This window comes from Micromonospora sp. NPDC005298, assembly GCF_040607375.1.
Taxonomy (GTDB): domain Bacteria; phylum Actinomycetota; class Actinomycetes; order Mycobacteriales; family Micromonosporaceae; genus Micromonospora.
In genome coordinates this window covers 79,609-94,794 of sequence record NZ_JBEXGP010000014.1, presented here as the reverse complement: position 1 = coordinate 94,794, position 15,186 = coordinate 79,609, and the positions used below count along the sequence as shown (strand labels likewise).

Below are 15,186 nucleotides of genomic sequence, written 5' to 3'. Positions count from 1 at the left end.
GCACCACCTCGGGGGTGCGGCGCGTGACGTCTAGTGGCGGGCGCGGTTGACGGCGCTGGTGACCGCCTTGATCGAGGCGGTGACGATGTTGGCGTCGGTGCCGACACCCCAGACCGTCCGACCGTCCACCTCGCACTCCACGTACGCGGCGGCCTGCGCGTCCCCGCCGGAGGAGAGCGCGTGCTCGTGGTAGTCGAGCACCCGCACGCCCACACCGACCGACCGGAGCGCGTTGACGTACGCGTCGATCGGGCCGTTGCCGACCGCGGCGAGCGACCGGTCGCCGCCGCCCACACCGACCTCGGCCTCGATGTCGACCTTGCCGTCGGTGGTGCGGATCGTGTAGCCGTTCAACCGGACCGCCGGGTCGGGCTGGTGGTCGAGCAGGTAGTGCGTCGCGAAGATCTCCCACATGGCGGCCGGGTCGACCTCGCCGCCGTTGTGGTCGGTGACCTGCTGGACCACACCGGAGAACTCGATCTGGAGCCGGCGCGGCAGGTCCAGTTGGTGCTCGCTCTTCATGATGTACGCGACGCCGCCCTTGCCGGACTGCGAGTTGACCCGGATGACTGCCTCGTAGGTGCGGCCCAGGTCCTTCGGGTCGATCGGCAGGTAGGGCACCGCCCAGGTGAACTCGTCGACGGGTACGCCGGCGGCCTTCGCGTCGGCGGTGAGGGCGTCGAAGCCCTTGTTGATGGCGTCCTGGTGCGAGCCGGAGAAGGCGGTGTAGACCAGGTCGCCCGCGTACGGGTGCCGTTCGTGCACCGGCAGTTGGTTGCAGTACTCGACGGCGCGCCGGACCTCGTCGATGTTCGAGAAGTCGATCATCGGGTCGATGCCCTGGGAGAAGATGTTGAGGCCCAGCGTCACCAGGTCCACGTTGCCGGTGCGCTCGCCGTTGCCGAACAGGCAGCCCTCGATCCGGTCCGCGCCGGCCAGCAGGCCCAGCTCGGCGGCGGCCACCCCGGTGCCCCTGTCGTTGTGCGGGTGCAGGCTCAGCACCACGCTGTCGCGGCGCGGCAGGTGCCGGTGCATCCACTCGATCGAGTCCGCGTACACGTTCGGGGTGGCCATCTCGACGGTGGCCGGCAGGTTGATGATCAGCGGACGGTCCGGCGTCGGGTCGATCACGTCGATCACCCGGGAGCAGACCTCAAGCGCGTACTCCAGCTCGGTGCCCGTGTACGACTCGGGGGAGTACTCGTAGAAGATGTCGGTGTCCGGGGTGTGGATCTCGGCGTACTTCTGGCAGAGCCTCGCGCCGGAGGTGGCGATGTCCGCGATGCCGTCCTTGTCCAGGCCGAAGACCACCCGCCGCTGGAGCGTGGACGTCGAGTTGTAGAAGTGCACGATCGCCCGCTTGGCGCCGCGCAGCGACTCGAACGTCCGCTCGATCAGGTGCTCCCGGCACTGCGTGAGCACCTGGATGGTGACGTCGTCCGGGATCATGTCCTGTTCGATGAGCTGCCGGACGAAGTCGAAGTCCGTCTGGCTGGCCGACGGGAAGCCGACCTCGATCTCCTTGTAGCCCATCTGCACCAGCAGCTGGAACATCCGGCGCTTGCGTTCGGGCGACATCGGGTCGATCAGCGCCTGGTTGCCGTCCCGGAGATCCACCGCGCACCAGCGCGGCGCGGCCTCGACGGTACGGGTGGGCCAGGTGCGGTCCGGCAGCTCCACCCGGAACTGCTCCCGGTAGGGCTGGTAGCGGTGGTACGGCATCCGGCTCGGGCGTTGCCGGGCGATCGGATCGGTCTCGGCGTCGGTGACAGGTTGAGCCATCTCAGAGTGCTCCCTGGAACATGTGGCGTCAGCAGATCGGAAGGTGTCGGCGAGGTGCCGGGCGACGGTGCGCGGCGGTGCCGAGAGGAAACTCAGATGTGCTGGACGGCGCGATGCGACTCCGCGACGAGGTGCCGGCCGGTCAGGCCTCGTCGCGGCGGCTAAGGAGGAGCAGCGCCTGCCACATGACCACGTCACCCTACGTGATCTAACCGGGGGTGGGAAGGTAGGTCCGGACTATGGGACCGGCGTCATGGTCGGCTCCGGGGCGTCGGCACCCAGCCTCGGCGTCCGTCCGGCCCAGGCCACCGCGGGCACGATCGCCAGCCCGACCAGCACGAAGACCGCCGCCGTCGGGTACCAGCCCCAGCCGCCGGTGGTCACCCCGAGCGCGGTCAGCCCCGCCGGGGCGATCAGGTACTGCACCTGCTCGCCGAGCCGCAGCGCCCCCACGTACGCGCCGCGCTGGTCGTCCGGCGGAAGGGTGGCGGTGAGCCCCCAGGTGCCCGCCGACTCGATCAGCTCGGCCAGGATCAGGACCATCGCGGCGGCCACCAGCACCGCGATGGTGAGCCCACCCCGGGTGACCTTCGAGATCGGCAGGACCAGGCAGAACAGGGCGATCAGCAGCGCGCCCCGGCGGGAGGCCCTCGCCGCGTCCGGAGCGGTGTCGGCACCCCGGCTGGCGCGTACCTGGAGCAGCACGATCAGGACCGTGTTGAGCAGCACCAGCGCGGCGATCACCGTCTTCGGGGCGTCGGTGTGGGTGAGGATCCACAGCGGCAGCACCGTCAGGTAGAGCACCCCGTGCGCGGTGAGCAGCCCGGACAGCAGGGACACCGCCATGAACGGCCGGTCCCGCAGCACGGCGAGCCGACCCATCGGCTCCACCGGCCGGGCCACCTGCGGCAGCCGGGGCAGCCGGCGTACGAACAGCGCCGTGACCAGGATCACCGCCGCGATGAACCAGACCATCCCCCGGTACGCCTCGATCGTGTCCACGGTCAGCACCAGCCCGCTGATCACCGCGCCCAGCCCGAAGCCGACGTTCAGCGACGAACGCTGGTACGCCATCGCGGTGACCCGTTCGGCCTGCGGGAGCGCGTTGATCGAGTAGACCTGCCGGGCCACGCCTGTCGACGCGTCCACGGCCGCCAGCGCCACCACCACGGCGAGGAAGCCCGCGAAGCCGCCCACGAACGGGTAGGTGGCGAAGAGCGCCGCGTCCAGCACCAACCCGACGGTCCAGACCCGCTGCGGTCCGTACCGGTCGGTGAGCCCTCCCAGCGGCACCGTGCCCAGCAGCGACACCCCGGCCGCGATGGACAGGCCCAGCCCGACCTGGGCGGCGCTGAGCCCGAGCGCCCGGGTGAAGAAGACCGCGCTGCCGGCGTGGAACAGGCCGCTGCCGACGGCGTAGACCATGGCCTGCACGGCCAGGGCTCGGGTCAACCCGGCGGGCGGTACGACGTTTCGGACGGCGGTACGGATGGTGTCTCTGGCCCCCATGGTTGGTGAGTGAACCGTGCTTCCACGCGCCGGGTCGAACCTTTTAGGCTGGACCGAATCGTGCGGGGGTGTGTGTGTCGGAGTTGCGGTTCAGCCTGGCCGACGTCGCCGGAGTCCGGCTCGCCGTGTCGCCGGTCAACGAGACCGTCCTGAGCATGTGGGCGGTGGCCAGCCCGCTGCGCTACCCGGTGCACCTGCCCTGGATCGACCGCGCCCGGGTGACGCTGCGCCGTCCGGAGGTCGCCGTCCCGGTGCGACCGCTGACGGAGCTGACCTGGCGGGGTTGCCCGTTGCCCGACTTCCTCACCCCGGCGGCCCTCCCGAACGTGGAGATGGCCGAGCAGCTCGACCAGGTCGCGGCGACGCCGCCGGCTGTGGTGGTCAAGGATCTGCTGGCCACCACCGCGCGCCGGCCGCTCGGTCCGTTCGGGCTGGCGCTTCTGGCCGACCCTCGCGGGCTGCTGCCGCAGCTCGTCGACGCGGTGCGGGTCTGGTACGACGAGGCGATCGCCCCGGACTGGCCGCGGATACGCGCACTGCTCGACGCCGACGTGGCGTACCGGGCCGCCCAGCTCGCCGAGAACGGCGCCGGTCGGTTCTTCGAGCAACTGCACCCGAGTCTGCGCTGGCTCGGTGACCGGGTGGTCAGCGACGACCCGTTCGAGCGGGATTTCGACCTCCGCGATCGTGGGCTGGCGCTGAGTCCGGCGCTGTTCAGCAACCAGCGGGTGCTGTGGAACCTCCTGGAGGACTCGGTGCCGGCCGGGGCGTACCCGGTCCGGGCGCTCGGGACGCTCTGGGAGGCGACCGCGACGCCGTCCGGCGACCCGCTGGCACGGGTGGTCGGCCCGGGCCGGGCCGCGCTGCTGCACCTGCTCGACACGTCGTCGACCACCACCGACCTGGCCCGACTCGCCGGCATGTCAGCCGGGAACGTCTCCCAGCATCTGACCGCGTTGCACGCCGCCGGCCTGGTGTCCCGGTTCCGGCAGGGTCGGCACGTCATCTACCGCAACACCGATGCCGCGAGCGCCCTGCTCCGGGCCAGCCGCGGCGGCTGAGCCGGAGCGGTCAGACGAGCAGCAGGTCGGTGACCGGGTGGCGGTGGCGCAGACCGGTCTCCAGGGCGAGCAGCTCGGCCGGGAGGCCGAACGGGTCGCCGAGGCGGCCGACGGCGGCGACAACCAGCGGGCGGACGCCCTCGGGCAGGTCGAGTTCGGCGGCGAGGCCGGCCCGGTCGAAGCTGGTGAGTTGGTGCACGTGCAGGCCGAGCGCGGTGGCCTGCACGGTCAGGTGGGCGATCGACTGACCCAGGTCGTACGCGGCCCGCTCGGCGTCGCGTCCGGTGTGCGCCCCGACCACGAGGGTCGCCGCGTTCCGGGCCCAGCCCTGGTCGTCGTCCGGGAGGTTGATCAGGATCCGCTTCCAGGTCTCGTCGTCGCGGTGACCGAGGGCGAAGCGCCAGGGCTGCCCGTTCTCCGCCGACGGCGCCCAGCGGGCGGCCTCCAGCAGCGAGGCCGCCTCGTCCGGGGTGAGGTCGGCGCCCGGGTCGAAGGCCCGTGGGCTCCAGCGGTACGCGAGCAGCGGAGTGAGGTCAGCCATGTGACAGATCGTCCTGTATGGGCGATTCGCCACTCAGTTCGGGCCGACCAAATGTGGTCAAGAGCACCCGTAACGGGATGAAGATCAGGACGTTCCCGCGCTCGGGCTGTCCGACGGGTCAGGGGTCGGCGTCGGCGGGGCCGCGGTGCCCAGCGGCTCGCCCTCCGTCACCGGACCGGCCAACTGCACGGTGGCCGGCGGAGGACCGGGCGGCGCGGCCAGCCGCAGGGTCCCGGTGCCGGTTCGTACGCCCGTCGGTGTGCCGTCCCGGTCGTAGCAGTAGATGCCGACGTCCAGCGGGGCGTTGAGCGACGCCGACGTGGAGTCCACCGAGTAGCAGGTGCCGGTCAGACCCTTCGGCGCGCTCGCCGGGGCGACCGCGAGCGGGGCGCGCCGGTCGGTGAGCACGTCCAGCCAGTCGGTCAACGGATGCTGGACCCGGGGGTCCAGCCGGCGCGGGAGAGGCTCGTCGCGGTCGCCGACCCGGACGCAGCTCGCCGACTCCGGCCGAGCCGGCGACGGCAGGGCGCACTGGAACAACCCGTCGCCGGTGGCGGCCCACGAGACGTCCACGGTGCCGCCCGACGCGCCACCCGGCACGTCGACCCGCCAACTGCCGTCGTTCGCGCTGGTGAACACGATGGTGCGGTCCGTCTGGCCGGACCGGCTGTACACGTACTGGGCCACCAGGCGGCGGTCCTGGGCCGCCGCCGCCAACGCGGCCAACTCGTCCCGGGCGCCGGCGGCGTCCACCTGGGCCGGCGGGCTGTCCGTGGGCGGCGGGGGCGCGGGCTGCTCACCGGTGCAGGCGACCAGGCAGGCTGGCAGGGCGAACGCGAGCGGCCCGAGCACGCGGCCGGCCGAGCGGAGAAGGACGGGCACCGGCCCATTCTGGTGGGTGTGAGCCGCCGGTGGGGACCGGCACACGCCGGGTGCGCCCCGGCGTGTCGGGTCGGGCCGCTCCGGCGTACCGCCGCCCTGGCCAGCAGGGCCGGGACGTCCCGAACGGGCCGGATGGTGGGATCACCTGACCCGCCGCCGTTACCCGCCGGATACCCTCATGGGGTCTGACACGCGCCGCCGGCCCCGGTTCCGGCGGCGTCGGCACGCTCAGGGTCGCTGGGAGGGAGTGCACCGTCGTGGCACTCGTGGTGCAGAAGTACGGCGGGTCCTCCGTCGCCAACGCCGAGCGGATCAAGCGGGTGGCCGAGCGCATCGTCGCCGCCCGCAAGGCCGGCGACGACGTGGTGGTGGTGGTCTCCGCGATGGGGGACACCACCGACGAGCTGCTCGACCTGGCCAACCAGGTCAGCCCGCTGCCGCCGGGCCGCGAACTGGACATGCTGCTCACCGCCGGGGAGCGGATCTCGATGGCGCTGCTGGCCATGGCCATCCACAACCTGGGGTACGAGGCCCGCTCGTTCACCGGCTCGCAGGCCGGCGTGATCACCACGTCGGTGCACGGCCGCGCGCGGATCATCGACGTCACCCCGGGGCGGCTCAAGGGCGCGCTCGACGAGGGCTCGGTGGTCATCGTGGCGGGCTTCCAGGGCGTCTCGCAGGACACCAAGGACGTCACCACGCTGGGACGCGGTGGTTCGGACACCACGGCCGTGGCGCTCGCTGCCGCGTTGCACGCCGACGTGTGTGAGATCTACACCGACGTGGACGGCGTCTTCACCGCCGACCCGCGGATCGTCCCCAACGCCCGGCACATCCGGCACATCACCTACGAGGAGATGCTGGAGCTGGCGGCGTGCGGCGCGAAGGTGCTGCACCTGCGTAGCGTGGAGTACGCCCGGCGGGCGGGGTTGCCGATCCACGTCCGTTCGTCATACTCGACCAACACCGGCACGATGGTCACCGGATCGATGGAGGACCTTTCCGTGGAGCAGGCACTGATCACCGGGGTCGCGCACGACCGCAGCGAGGCCAAGATCACGATCGTCGGGGTGCCCGACGAGCCGGGTGCCGCCGCGCGGATCTTCGACACCGTCGCCGGCGCCGAGATCAACATCGACATGATCGTGCAGAACGTCTCCACCGAGGGCACCGGCCGCACGGACATCTCGTTCACCCTGCCCAAGGCCGACGGCCCGACCGCGATGGCCGCGCTGAGCAAGATCCAGGAGCCGGTCAAGTTCAAGGGCCTGCTGTACGACGACCACGTCGGCAAGGTCTCGCTGATCGGCGCCGGCATGCGCTCGCACCCCGGTGTGGCCGCCGGCTTCTTCGCCGCCCTCGGCGCGGCCGGCGTCAACATCGAGATGATCTCCACCTCCGAGATCCGGGTCTCCGTGGTCTGCCGGGACACCGACCTCGACGCCGCCGTACGCGCCATCCACGACGCGTTCGAGCTGGGCGGCGACACCGAAGCCGTGGTCTACGCGGGGACGGGTAGGTAGCGCCGATGACGGCGCTGCCCACCCTCGCCGTGGTCGGAGCGACAGGTGCCGTCGGCACCGTGATGTGTGAGCTGCTCACCGGGCGTCGCAACGTCTGGGGGGAGATCCGGCTCCTCGCGTCCGAGCGTTCGGTCGGGAGGCGGGTGCGCTGCCGGGGCGAGGAGCTCGTCGTCCAGGCGCTGACCCCGGAGGCGTTCGACGGCGTCGACGTCGCCATGTTCGACGTGCCCGACGAGGTCTCCGCCGAGTGGGCCCCGATCGCGGTCGCCCGCGGTGCGGTCGCGGTGGACAACTCCGCGGCCTTCCGAATGGACCGGGATGTCCCACTGGTCGTTCCGGAGATCAACCCCGAGCAGGTCCGCAACCGGCCCCGGGGCATCATCGCGAACGCCAACTGCACCACCCTCGCGATGATCGTCGCGGTCGCGCCGCTGCACCGCGAGTACGGCCTGCGGGAACTGGTGCTCGCCTCGTACCAGGCGGTCTCCGGTGCCGGTCAGGCTGGCGTGGACATCCTGCACGACCAACTCACCAAGGTCGCCGGGGATCGCGCGCTCGGCTCGCGTACCGGCGACGTGCGGCAGGCGGTCGGCGACGACCTGGGCCCGTTCCCGGCGCCCCTCGCGCTGAACGTGGTGCCCTGGGCCGGCTCGACGGCCGACGGCGGCTGGTCGTCCGAGGAAATGAAGATCCGCAACGAGTCGCGCAAGATCCTCGGCCTGCCCGACCTCAAGGTCAGCGCCACCTGCGTACGGGTGCCCGTGGTGACCGGCCACTCGGTGGCCGTGCACGCGAACTTCGCCACCGAGGTCGACGCCGAGGGCGCCCGCGAGGCACTGCGCAACGCCCCCGGCGTGATCGTCGTCGACGACCCCGCCGCGGGCGAGTTCCCGATGCCGATCGACGCGGTGGGCACCGACCCGTCCTGGGTCGGCCGGATCCGCCGCGCCCTGGACGACCCCCGCGCCCTGGACTTCTTCGTCACCGGCGACAACCTGCGCAAGGGCGCCGCCCTCAACACCGCCCAGATCGCCGAGCTGCTGGCCAAGGAGCTGAAGACCTCGCAGCCCTAGGCGGCCGACAGGTGCACGCCGTCGCGGCCCTGGCGTTTCACCGCGTAGAGGGCTTGGTCGGCTCTGCGCAGGGTGTGGTCGGGGGACTCGCCGGGATGCGGAAGCGCCACGCCCACGCTGATCGTGCGACCCGTGCGTCGGGCCGCCTCGGTCAGCCGCTCGGCGATCCGGACCGCCTCCTCCGGGCGGCTCACCTCGATCACCGCGACGAACTCGTCACCGCCGATCCGGTACAGCTCGTCGCCGTGCCGCAGCGCCCCCTCCAGGGCGCGGGCGAGCCCGACCAGCACCTGGTCACCGGCCTGGTGGCCGTACGTGTCGTTCACCGTCTTGAAGCCGTCCACGTCGATCGCCAGCAGAGCCGTACGGCCCGGGGTGGCCGCCGCGATCCGCTGCCCGAACGGGCCGGTGTGGCGCAGCCCGGTCAACGGATCGGAGCTGGCCTGCTCCCGGAGGCGGGCGAGGGTGCGCAGCCGGTCCAGGGTCGTCCAGGCCTGCCCGGCCAGCAACTCCATGAGGTTGACGGTGGTCGGGTCCGGGCGCAGGGACCGTTCGTCGGCGACCAGCAGCACCCCACCGGCGTCGGGTGGCCCCACCGGGACGGCGACAAGCGTGCGGACACCGGCCCGCGTCAACGGCTGGTAGTCCGCCGTCGGCGGGTGCCCCGCCTCGCCGAGCGTGTAGCCGGCGCCGTACCGGTGCGCCCGCTCGATCATCCGGGCGAGCGCAGCCGGCTCCGCCCCGGTCAACTCCGCCCGGATCCGGGTCTCCAACCCGTGCGGGGTCAACGGCGCCGGCCCGACCCGGACGCCGCCCGCGTCGGCGATCAACAGCACCGCCGTGGAGAGGGTGGAGACCTCCCGGGCGGCGCAGGTGGCCACGCCCAGCACGTCACCCTCGGTGGGCGCGGACGAGAGCGCGGCGGCGTGCCGGAGCAGCTTCTCGCTGCGGCTCTCCGCCGGCGGGCCGCCGAGTGCGGTGATCCGCGCGCCGAGCCGGGCGGCCAGCCCCTGCGCGACCTCCCGCCACGGGGCCAGGTCGACCGGGTCGGTCCACTGGAGGTCGAGCACGCCGATGGTCCGGCCGCTCGGGTCGACGACCGGTACGCACAGCTCGGCGGTCACGTCGGGGCGTACCGGAAGGTAGTCCGGGTCGACGGTGACGTCGGGAACGACCGCCGTGGCGCCGCTGGCGTGCACCCGGCCGACGATGCCGGTCCGGGCCGGCACGGTGGCGAACACCTGCCAGGCGCCGGTCGCCGCGATGCAGCGCAGCCGGTCGTGGACCTCCAGCAGCACGGAGATCGTCGCCGAGGTGTGGCGGGACAGCGCGGTGACAGTCCACCGACAGGCTTCCGGCGTGGTCGACGCCATCGGCAGGCTGACGGTGACGTCGCGGATGACTTGCTGATGATCCACTCGCACGTCGTTCCAGGTAGGGGATGGGGCCGACGCGATCAAGCGTACTCACGCCGCGCCGGACCGACCTTCGTACACATGTGCTATCCACAGGCTGTGGACGACGCCTGTGGGTTCAGGACTCCGCGCGACGCGGCCCACGGCGATAGCGTGGAGGTCCCGGCACCCCAGGAGGTGGCCGATGCTCGTCGCCGGCCCTGTGGTTTCCGAGCGCATCCGCTCATGATCGACGCCGTCTGGTACGTCGCGTACGGCTCGAACATGCACGCCGCCCGGCTCGCCTGGTACATCGGCGGCGGATGCCCGCCCGGCGGACGGCGGACGTACCCCGGCTGCCGGGACCCCCGACCGCCCAGCCGGACACTGCCGGTGTCGCTGCCCGGCGGGATCTACTTCGCCGGCGAGTCCCTCGCCTGGACCGGCGGGATGGCGTTCTACGACCCGCAGCTCCCGGGAGTGGCCGCAGCCCGCGCCTACCTGGTCACCGTCGAGCAGTTCACCGACATCGCCGTCCAGGAGATGTACCGCCCGACGGGCGACACGGCCGACCTCGTCCCGGCGACCGGCGCGGCGATCGACGCGGCCGTCGCCGACGGGCGGGCCACGCTCGGCCCCGGCCGCTACGAGACGCTGGTCTGCCCGGGCAGCCGCGACGGAGTCCCGATGCTCACCTTCACGGCTCCCGTGCCGGCGTCCGCCGTGCGGTGCCGCCCACCAGCGCCGATCTACCTCGGCATGATCGCCCGTGGGCTGCGCGAGTCGCACGGCTGGTCGGCCGGACGAATCGTCGACTACCTGGCCCGCCGACCCGGAATCGCGGACGGCTGGTCGCCCGACGCCGTCACCGCCCTGGTCGTCGAGGCACTCGACGCCGGCTGACACGGCGATGACCGGTCCCTACTGGACCCATCGCGTCAACCGTCGGTCACCTTCGGGACATCGAACGTATCCGCAGCTCTGATGGACTGCCCGGGTCGACGGCACGGCGTCCGGATGAGAGGCTGGCCGGGACGGCGACGGCCCCAACGTCGCCAACCGGGATCGACCCTTTCGACGGCGTCGGTCGGCGGCCCGGTCGACCCACCGGCCGGCCACCGCACGCGCCGATTCTCACAAGGAGTTCCATGTCCAGTTCCGGGATGCGTCGGGCCGCTGTCGGCCTGACCGCACTCGCGGTGGCCGTGCTCGGCGCGGTCGCCACCACCCCCGAGCAGGCCGACGCGCGGCCGAAGCCGGTCGACGTCACCCTGCTGGCGCTCAACGACTTCCACGGCAACCTCGAACCGCCGACCGGCTCCAGCGGCACCATCGCCGGACAGGCCGCGGGTGGCGTCGAATACCTGGCGACGCACCTGGCCGAGCTGCGTGCCGCCGCCAAGAAGAAGAACACCATCACCGTCGCCGCCGGTGACCTGATCGGCGCGTCCCCGCTGCTCTCCGCCGCGTTCCACGACGAGCCGACCATCGAGGCGCTGAGCATGGCCGGGCTGGACTACGCCAGTGTCGGCAACCACGAGTTCGACGAGGGCGCCGCCGAGCTGCTGCGCATCCAGAACGGCGGCTGCCACCCGGTCGACGGCTGCGCCGACGGCACCCCGTACCGGGGCGCCGACTTCAAGTACCTCTCCGCCAACGCCTTCAAGACCGCGACCGGCAAGCCGCTGATGGCCCCCTACGCGATCCACAAGGTACAGGGCGTCAAGGTCGGCTTCATCGGGATGACCCTGGAGGGCACCCCGCAGATCGTCAGCCAGCAGGGCGTCGCCGGCCTCAGCTTCGCCGACGAGGCGGACACCGCCAACCGGTACGCCCGCGAGCTGCGCCGCAAGGGCGTGGAGACGATCGTGGTGCTGCTGCACGAGGGCGGCACGCAGGCGGCGACTGGTGGGATCAACGACTGCGTCGGCATGACCGGCCCCATCGTGGACATCGCCAACCGGATGGACCCGTCGATCGACGTGGTGGTCAGCGGGCACACCCACCAGGCGTACAACTGCGACATCAACGGCAAGCTGGTCACCAGCGCCAGCTCGTTCGGTCGCCTCGTCACCGACATCGATCTCAAGATCGACCGTCGGAGCGGTGACGTGCTCTCCGCGTCCGCCAACAATGTGGTGGTCTCCCGGGACGTCACCAAGGACCCGAAGCAGACCGCGCTGATCGACCGGTACAAGACGGTGCTCGGCCCGGTCGCCGACCGCCAGGTCGGCGTCACCAGCACCGCCCTCGTGACGACGCAGGAGAACCTGCTCGGCACCTGCTCGCCGCAGGTACCCAACTCGTGCGGAGAATCGCCGATCGGCAACGTGATCGCCGACGCGCAGCTCGCCGCCACCGACGACGAGCAGGGCGCGGTCGCCGCCCTCATGAACCCGGGTGGCGTCCGCGCCGCCTTGGACGCCGGCCCCGTCACCTACGGGGAGGCGTTCACCGTGCAGCCGTTCGCCAACAACCTGGTGACCCTGGACCTGACCGGTGCGCAGCTCTACTGCGTCCTCGAGCAGCAGTTCGTCACCGGCCGGACGCTGTACCCCTCCTCCACCCTGCGCTACGTGGTCGACCTGAACGGCACCAGCGCCACCGCCGCCGACCCGTGCGCCGGCACCCGCGTCGTCCGGGGCAGCCTCACCATCGGCGGCACCGCCGTCGACACCGCCGCCACCTACCGGATCACGGTGAACAACTTCCTGGCCGGCGGCGGCGACGGCTTCAGCGCCCTCACCGGCGGCACTAACCAGGTCACCGGCCAGATCGACCTGGACGCCTTCGTCGACTACCTGACCGCCCAGTCGCCGGTCTCCGCCCCGGCGCTGGACCGGATCCGCACCACCGCCGAGGTCCCCGCCACCTGACGGACGACCCCGCGACGATCGGGCCCCGGAGCTGGTGCTCCGGGGCCCGACCCGTTCCGTCGACCACCGCCCGTCGTGGTCGCGCCCGTTCGTGGTCGCCCTCGTCGTGGTCGTGCCCGTGGTGGTCGCGCCTGGGGTGGTCGTGCCCGTCGTGGTCGCGCCCGTGGTGGTCGTGCGCGGGGTGGTCAGGCCCGTTGTGGTCGCCCTCGGGGTGGTCGTGCAGGGGTGGTCGCGCCCGTCGTGGTCGTGCGCGGGGTGTCGCCCCGGTCGTGGTCGCGCACGGGGTGGTCGTGCACGGGGGACTGCCCCGGGTCATCGCGCCCGGGGGAATCGCCCGCCATGATCGTGCTTGAACATGGAAGTAGTGGTATCCAGCCGCGAGGAGGCCACTAAATCCAGGATCGAGCACGATCTTGGCCGTCCCGACGCGGCCGCGTCCCGATGGGGGCGCGTTCCGCCGAGGCCGCGTTCCGATGACGGCGCGTTCCGATGACGGCGCGTTCCGATGACGGCGCGTCCGACGCGGGCGTCGGTCACGCGGGCGTCGGTCACGCGGGGGCGGGGGTCCGCTCGGGGGAGGTGGGGCTTGGCGTCACCCGGCCGTCCTGAGCGGGGGTGAGCAGCCGGCGCAGAGAGAGCGCGACCAGCGAGGCGACCAGGCAGCCGCCGACCACTGTCGCCACCCAGACCCGGCCGTTGGCGGCGGCGAGGAGGGGGCCGGCGGTGACCGGGCCGATCACGCCGCTGATCCCGAAGATCATCGAACTCATCGCGTTGTACCGTCCGCGCAGCTCGTCGGTGGCCAGCGCGTTGGTGAGCGCCGGCATCATCGGCGACAGCATCGTCTCGCCGAAGCCGAAGATCGCCGAGCAGGCCACCACACACAGGGCGGCGAGCACAGCGCTCTCGGTGCTGATCAGGCCGCCGGCTCCGAGGACCAGCCAGGCGGCGGCGAACACCGTACCGACCAGGGCCAGTGCGGCGGTGCGGCTGCGGCCCTCGATCCGGCGGAGAACCAGGAGTTGGGCGAGCACGATTGTCACGGTGTTCGCCGCGAGCGCCCAGGCCACCACGCGGGGGCTCACCTCGACGACCCGCACGGCGTACGCGGCGAAGCCCACCTCGATCTGGGCGTACCCGCAGGTGGTGAGGATCAGGCCGAAGATCACCAGTCGGCGGAACGGGCGGTCCCGCAGCACTGTCAGGTAGCCGCCCGGCGACGGCTGGCCAGCGGCCCGTCCGGCGCCGAGCCGGTGCCCGACAGCGGGCAGGGTGAGCAGGATCAGCGCCGGCATCAGGTAGCTCACCGCGTCCAGCAGGTAGACCGCCTGGAAGGTGACCGGCCTGGCGGTGTCGACGATCGCGCCGGACGTCATGCCGCCGATCCCGATACCGAGGTTGAGCAGCGCGAAGTTCAGCCCGAAGACGCGTTGCCGCTCACCGTCGTCGGTGAGCGAGGCGAGGATGGTGTTCTGCCCGGACCAGATCGCCGAGCTGCCCACGGCGATCACCGTCATCACCGCGAACGCGGAGGCACTGGAGTCGACGAGGGCCAGCGAGCCGGTGCCCACCGCCTCGATCAGCAGACACGGCAGCACCACCCGCCGCGCCCCGAAGCGGTCGATCAGCGTCCCGCCCAGCGGCGACAGGACCAGCGTGACCGCGCCGTACCAACCGATCGCCAGGCCGGCCCGTGCGTCGGTGAGACCGCGTACGTCGGTGAGGTAGATGAACAGGAACGGCAGGGTGAGACCGCGCCCGATCGCCGACAGCAGGGTGCCGACGAGGAGCCGGCGAGCTTCGGAACGGCGGGGTAGGGCACGACGCAGCATGACGGCATTCTGATCGTGGGGTGAGACATCCCGCGAACCCTTTTGCACGCCGTCCGCTGGCTGCCGGTCGCCGGGTGGATCGATCCCATGATGATCCACTCGGCGTGCGGCGGTCAGGTGTTGTCCGCCGGGTCTGCGATGCTGGCCCGATGACCGGCACCTGGCGACATCTGCCCGCTACCGCCCGCGCCATCGCGGTGACCGCCACGACAGCCGTCGCCGCCGCCCAGGCACGCGACGGTCAGGCGTACGACGAGGCGGTCGGTGGGCTCACCGCTGACGAACGGTCCGGCCTGGTGCTCGGCGCGGTCGTCCGGTTGTTGCTGGAGGAGAGCCACCCGGACGGGTTGACCGGCGACGACATCCGCCAGGTGTTGACCCGCTGCGTGCAGGGCGCGACGCGGTGGCGTTCGGACGTGGACCCGCACGTGGTGCTCGTTCTGCTGGCAGGCGCGCTCGGGGTGTACGACCCCGAGGGCGACGAGTCGCCTCCGGACGTGGCGGCGCTGGCCCGGCACGCCCCACTACTGGTGGCCGACCTCTTGGCGGTGACAAGTGTTCCGCTGGCCGACTACCTGGCCGCCGCTTTCGCCGAGATCGAACGCACCGAACGGCAGGATTGACAGGCGCACGGGAGCCTCTGCCACCCGACCGGTCGCCGCCTGGCTCAGCCCTCATGGTGCAGCCGCGGGCGAGGCTTCAGCTACCGGGTT

General features: G+C 72.1%; 12 protein-coding genes. 6 read left to right on the top strand and 6 right to left on the bottom strand.

All coding sequences use genetic code 11. From position 1 onward, the window contains the following. Nucleotides 1–30: 30 nt before the first annotated feature. Both leuA and ABZS77_RS19830 read right to left on the bottom strand, forming a co-directional pair. Nucleotides 31–1,782 carry a 2-isopropylmalate synthase gene (gene leuA, locus ABZS77_RS19835; protein WP_354824589.1) on the bottom strand — a complete coding sequence of 584 codons (1,752 nt, stop codon included), beginning with the start codon at nt 1,780–1,782 and terminating at the stop codon, nt 31–33. A 237-nt stretch (nt 1,783–2,019) separates the two neighbouring features. Beyond that, entirely contained in the window at nt 2,020–3,291 is a 1,272-nt protein-coding gene (locus ABZS77_RS19830) for an MFS transporter (RefSeq protein ID WP_354824586.1), read from the bottom strand. Between the two features lie 68 nt (nt 3,292–3,359). Here ABZS77_RS19830 and ABZS77_RS19825 point away from each other — a divergent pair, with 68 nt between their 5' ends. Further along, nucleotides 3,360–4,352: an ArsR family transcriptional regulator gene (locus ABZS77_RS19825; RefSeq protein ID WP_354824584.1), complete on the top strand. Its 993-nt coding sequence runs from the start codon at nt 3,360–3,362 to the stop codon at nt 4,350–4,352. 10 nt (nt 4,353–4,362) lie between these two features. Here ABZS77_RS19825 and ABZS77_RS19820 read toward each other — a convergent pair whose 3' ends face one another. Both ABZS77_RS19820 and ABZS77_RS19815 read right to left on the bottom strand, forming a co-directional pair. Beyond that, nucleotides 4,363–4,893: a nitroreductase family protein gene (locus tag ABZS77_RS19820; RefSeq protein WP_354824582.1), complete on the bottom strand. Its 531-nt coding sequence runs from the start codon at nt 4,891–4,893 to the stop codon at nt 4,363–4,365. Between the two features lie 84 nt (nt 4,894–4,977). Continuing rightward, a complete protein-coding gene (locus ABZS77_RS19815) occupies nt 4,978–5,775 on the bottom strand; it encodes a hypothetical protein (RefSeq protein ID WP_354824580.1) in 798 nt (265 codons plus the stop codon). A 257-nt stretch (nt 5,776–6,032) separates the two neighbouring features. On the opposite strand from ABZS77_RS19815, the gene ABZS77_RS19810 reads away from it, so the two are divergent. Both ABZS77_RS19810 and ABZS77_RS19805 read left to right on the top strand, forming a co-directional pair. Continuing rightward, complete coding sequence (locus tag ABZS77_RS19810; protein WP_354824578.1) at nt 6,033–7,298, top strand: aspartate kinase; 1,266 nt, start codon at nt 6,033–6,035, stop codon at nt 7,296–7,298. Between the two features lie 5 nt (nt 7,299–7,303). Continuing rightward, on the top strand, nt 7,304–8,371 hold the full coding sequence (locus tag ABZS77_RS19805; RefSeq protein WP_354824576.1) for an aspartate-semialdehyde dehydrogenase: 1,068 nt from the start codon (nt 7,304–7,306) through the stop codon (nt 8,369–8,371). Here the strand turns inward: ABZS77_RS19805 and ABZS77_RS19800 are convergent. Next, nucleotides 8,368–9,789 carry a sensor domain-containing diguanylate cyclase gene (locus tag ABZS77_RS19800; RefSeq protein ID WP_354824573.1) on the bottom strand — a complete coding sequence of 474 codons (1,422 nt, stop codon included), beginning with the start codon at nt 9,787–9,789 and terminating at the stop codon, nt 8,368–8,370. The genes ABZS77_RS19805 and ABZS77_RS19800 overlap by 4 nt on opposite strands. Nucleotides 9,790–10,011: 222 nt before the next feature. Here ABZS77_RS19800 and ABZS77_RS19795 point away from each other — a divergent pair, with 222 nt between their 5' ends. Both ABZS77_RS19795 and ABZS77_RS19790 read left to right on the top strand, forming a co-directional pair. Further along, nucleotides 10,012–10,668, top strand: a complete 657-nt coding sequence (locus ABZS77_RS19795) for a histone deacetylase (protein WP_354824570.1) — start codon at nt 10,012–10,014, stop codon at nt 10,666–10,668. A 245-nt stretch (nt 10,669–10,913) separates the two neighbouring features. Then, a complete protein-coding gene (locus tag ABZS77_RS19790) occupies nt 10,914–12,641 on the top strand; it encodes a bifunctional metallophosphatase/5'-nucleotidase (protein WP_354824567.1) in 1,728 nt (575 codons plus the stop codon). Between the two features lie 548 nt (nt 12,642–13,189). Here the strand turns inward: ABZS77_RS19790 and ABZS77_RS19785 are convergent. Beyond that, nucleotides 13,190–14,473 carry an MFS transporter gene (locus ABZS77_RS19785; RefSeq protein WP_354824564.1) on the bottom strand — a complete coding sequence of 428 codons (1,284 nt, stop codon included), beginning with the start codon at nt 14,471–14,473 and terminating at the stop codon, nt 13,190–13,192. 149 nt (nt 14,474–14,622) lie between these two features. On the opposite strand from ABZS77_RS19785, the gene ABZS77_RS19780 reads away from it, so the two are divergent. Then, nucleotides 14,623–15,096, top strand: a complete 474-nt coding sequence (locus ABZS77_RS19780; protein ID WP_354824560.1) for a hypothetical protein — start codon at nt 14,623–14,625, stop codon at nt 15,094–15,096. The last annotated feature ends 90 nt before the right edge of the window (nt 15,097–15,186 follow it).

Excerpts from the sequence above, each read along its gene's own strand:
- ABZS77_RS19805 (WP_354824576.1), top strand. The coding sequence starts at position 7,304 with ATGACGGCGCTGCCCACCCTCGCCGTGGTCGGAGCGACAGGTGCCGTC.
- ABZS77_RS19820 (WP_354824582.1), bottom strand. The coding sequence starts at position 4,893 with ATGGCTGACCTCACTCCGCTGCTCGCGTACCGCTGGAGCCCACGGGCC.
- ABZS77_RS19785 (WP_354824564.1), bottom strand. The coding sequence starts at position 14,473 with ATGCTGCGTCGTGCCCTACCCCGCCGTTCCGAAGCTCGCCGGCTCCTC.
- ABZS77_RS19830 (WP_354824586.1), bottom strand. The coding sequence starts at position 3,291 with ATGGGGGCCAGAGACACCATCCGTACCGCCGTCCGAAACGTCGTACCG.
- ABZS77_RS19795 (WP_354824570.1), top strand. The coding sequence starts at position 10,012 with ATGATCGACGCCGTCTGGTACGTCGCGTACGGCTCGAACATGCACGCC.
- ABZS77_RS19790 (WP_354824567.1), top strand. The coding sequence starts at position 10,914 with ATGTCCAGTTCCGGGATGCGTCGGGCCGCTGTCGGCCTGACCGCACTC.
- ABZS77_RS19780 (WP_354824560.1), top strand. The coding sequence starts at position 14,623 with ATGACCGGCACCTGGCGACATCTGCCCGCTACCGCCCGCGCCATCGCG.
- leuA (WP_354824589.1), bottom strand. The coding sequence starts at position 1,782 with ATGGCTCAACCTGTCACCGACGCCGAGACCGATCCGATCGCCCGGCAA.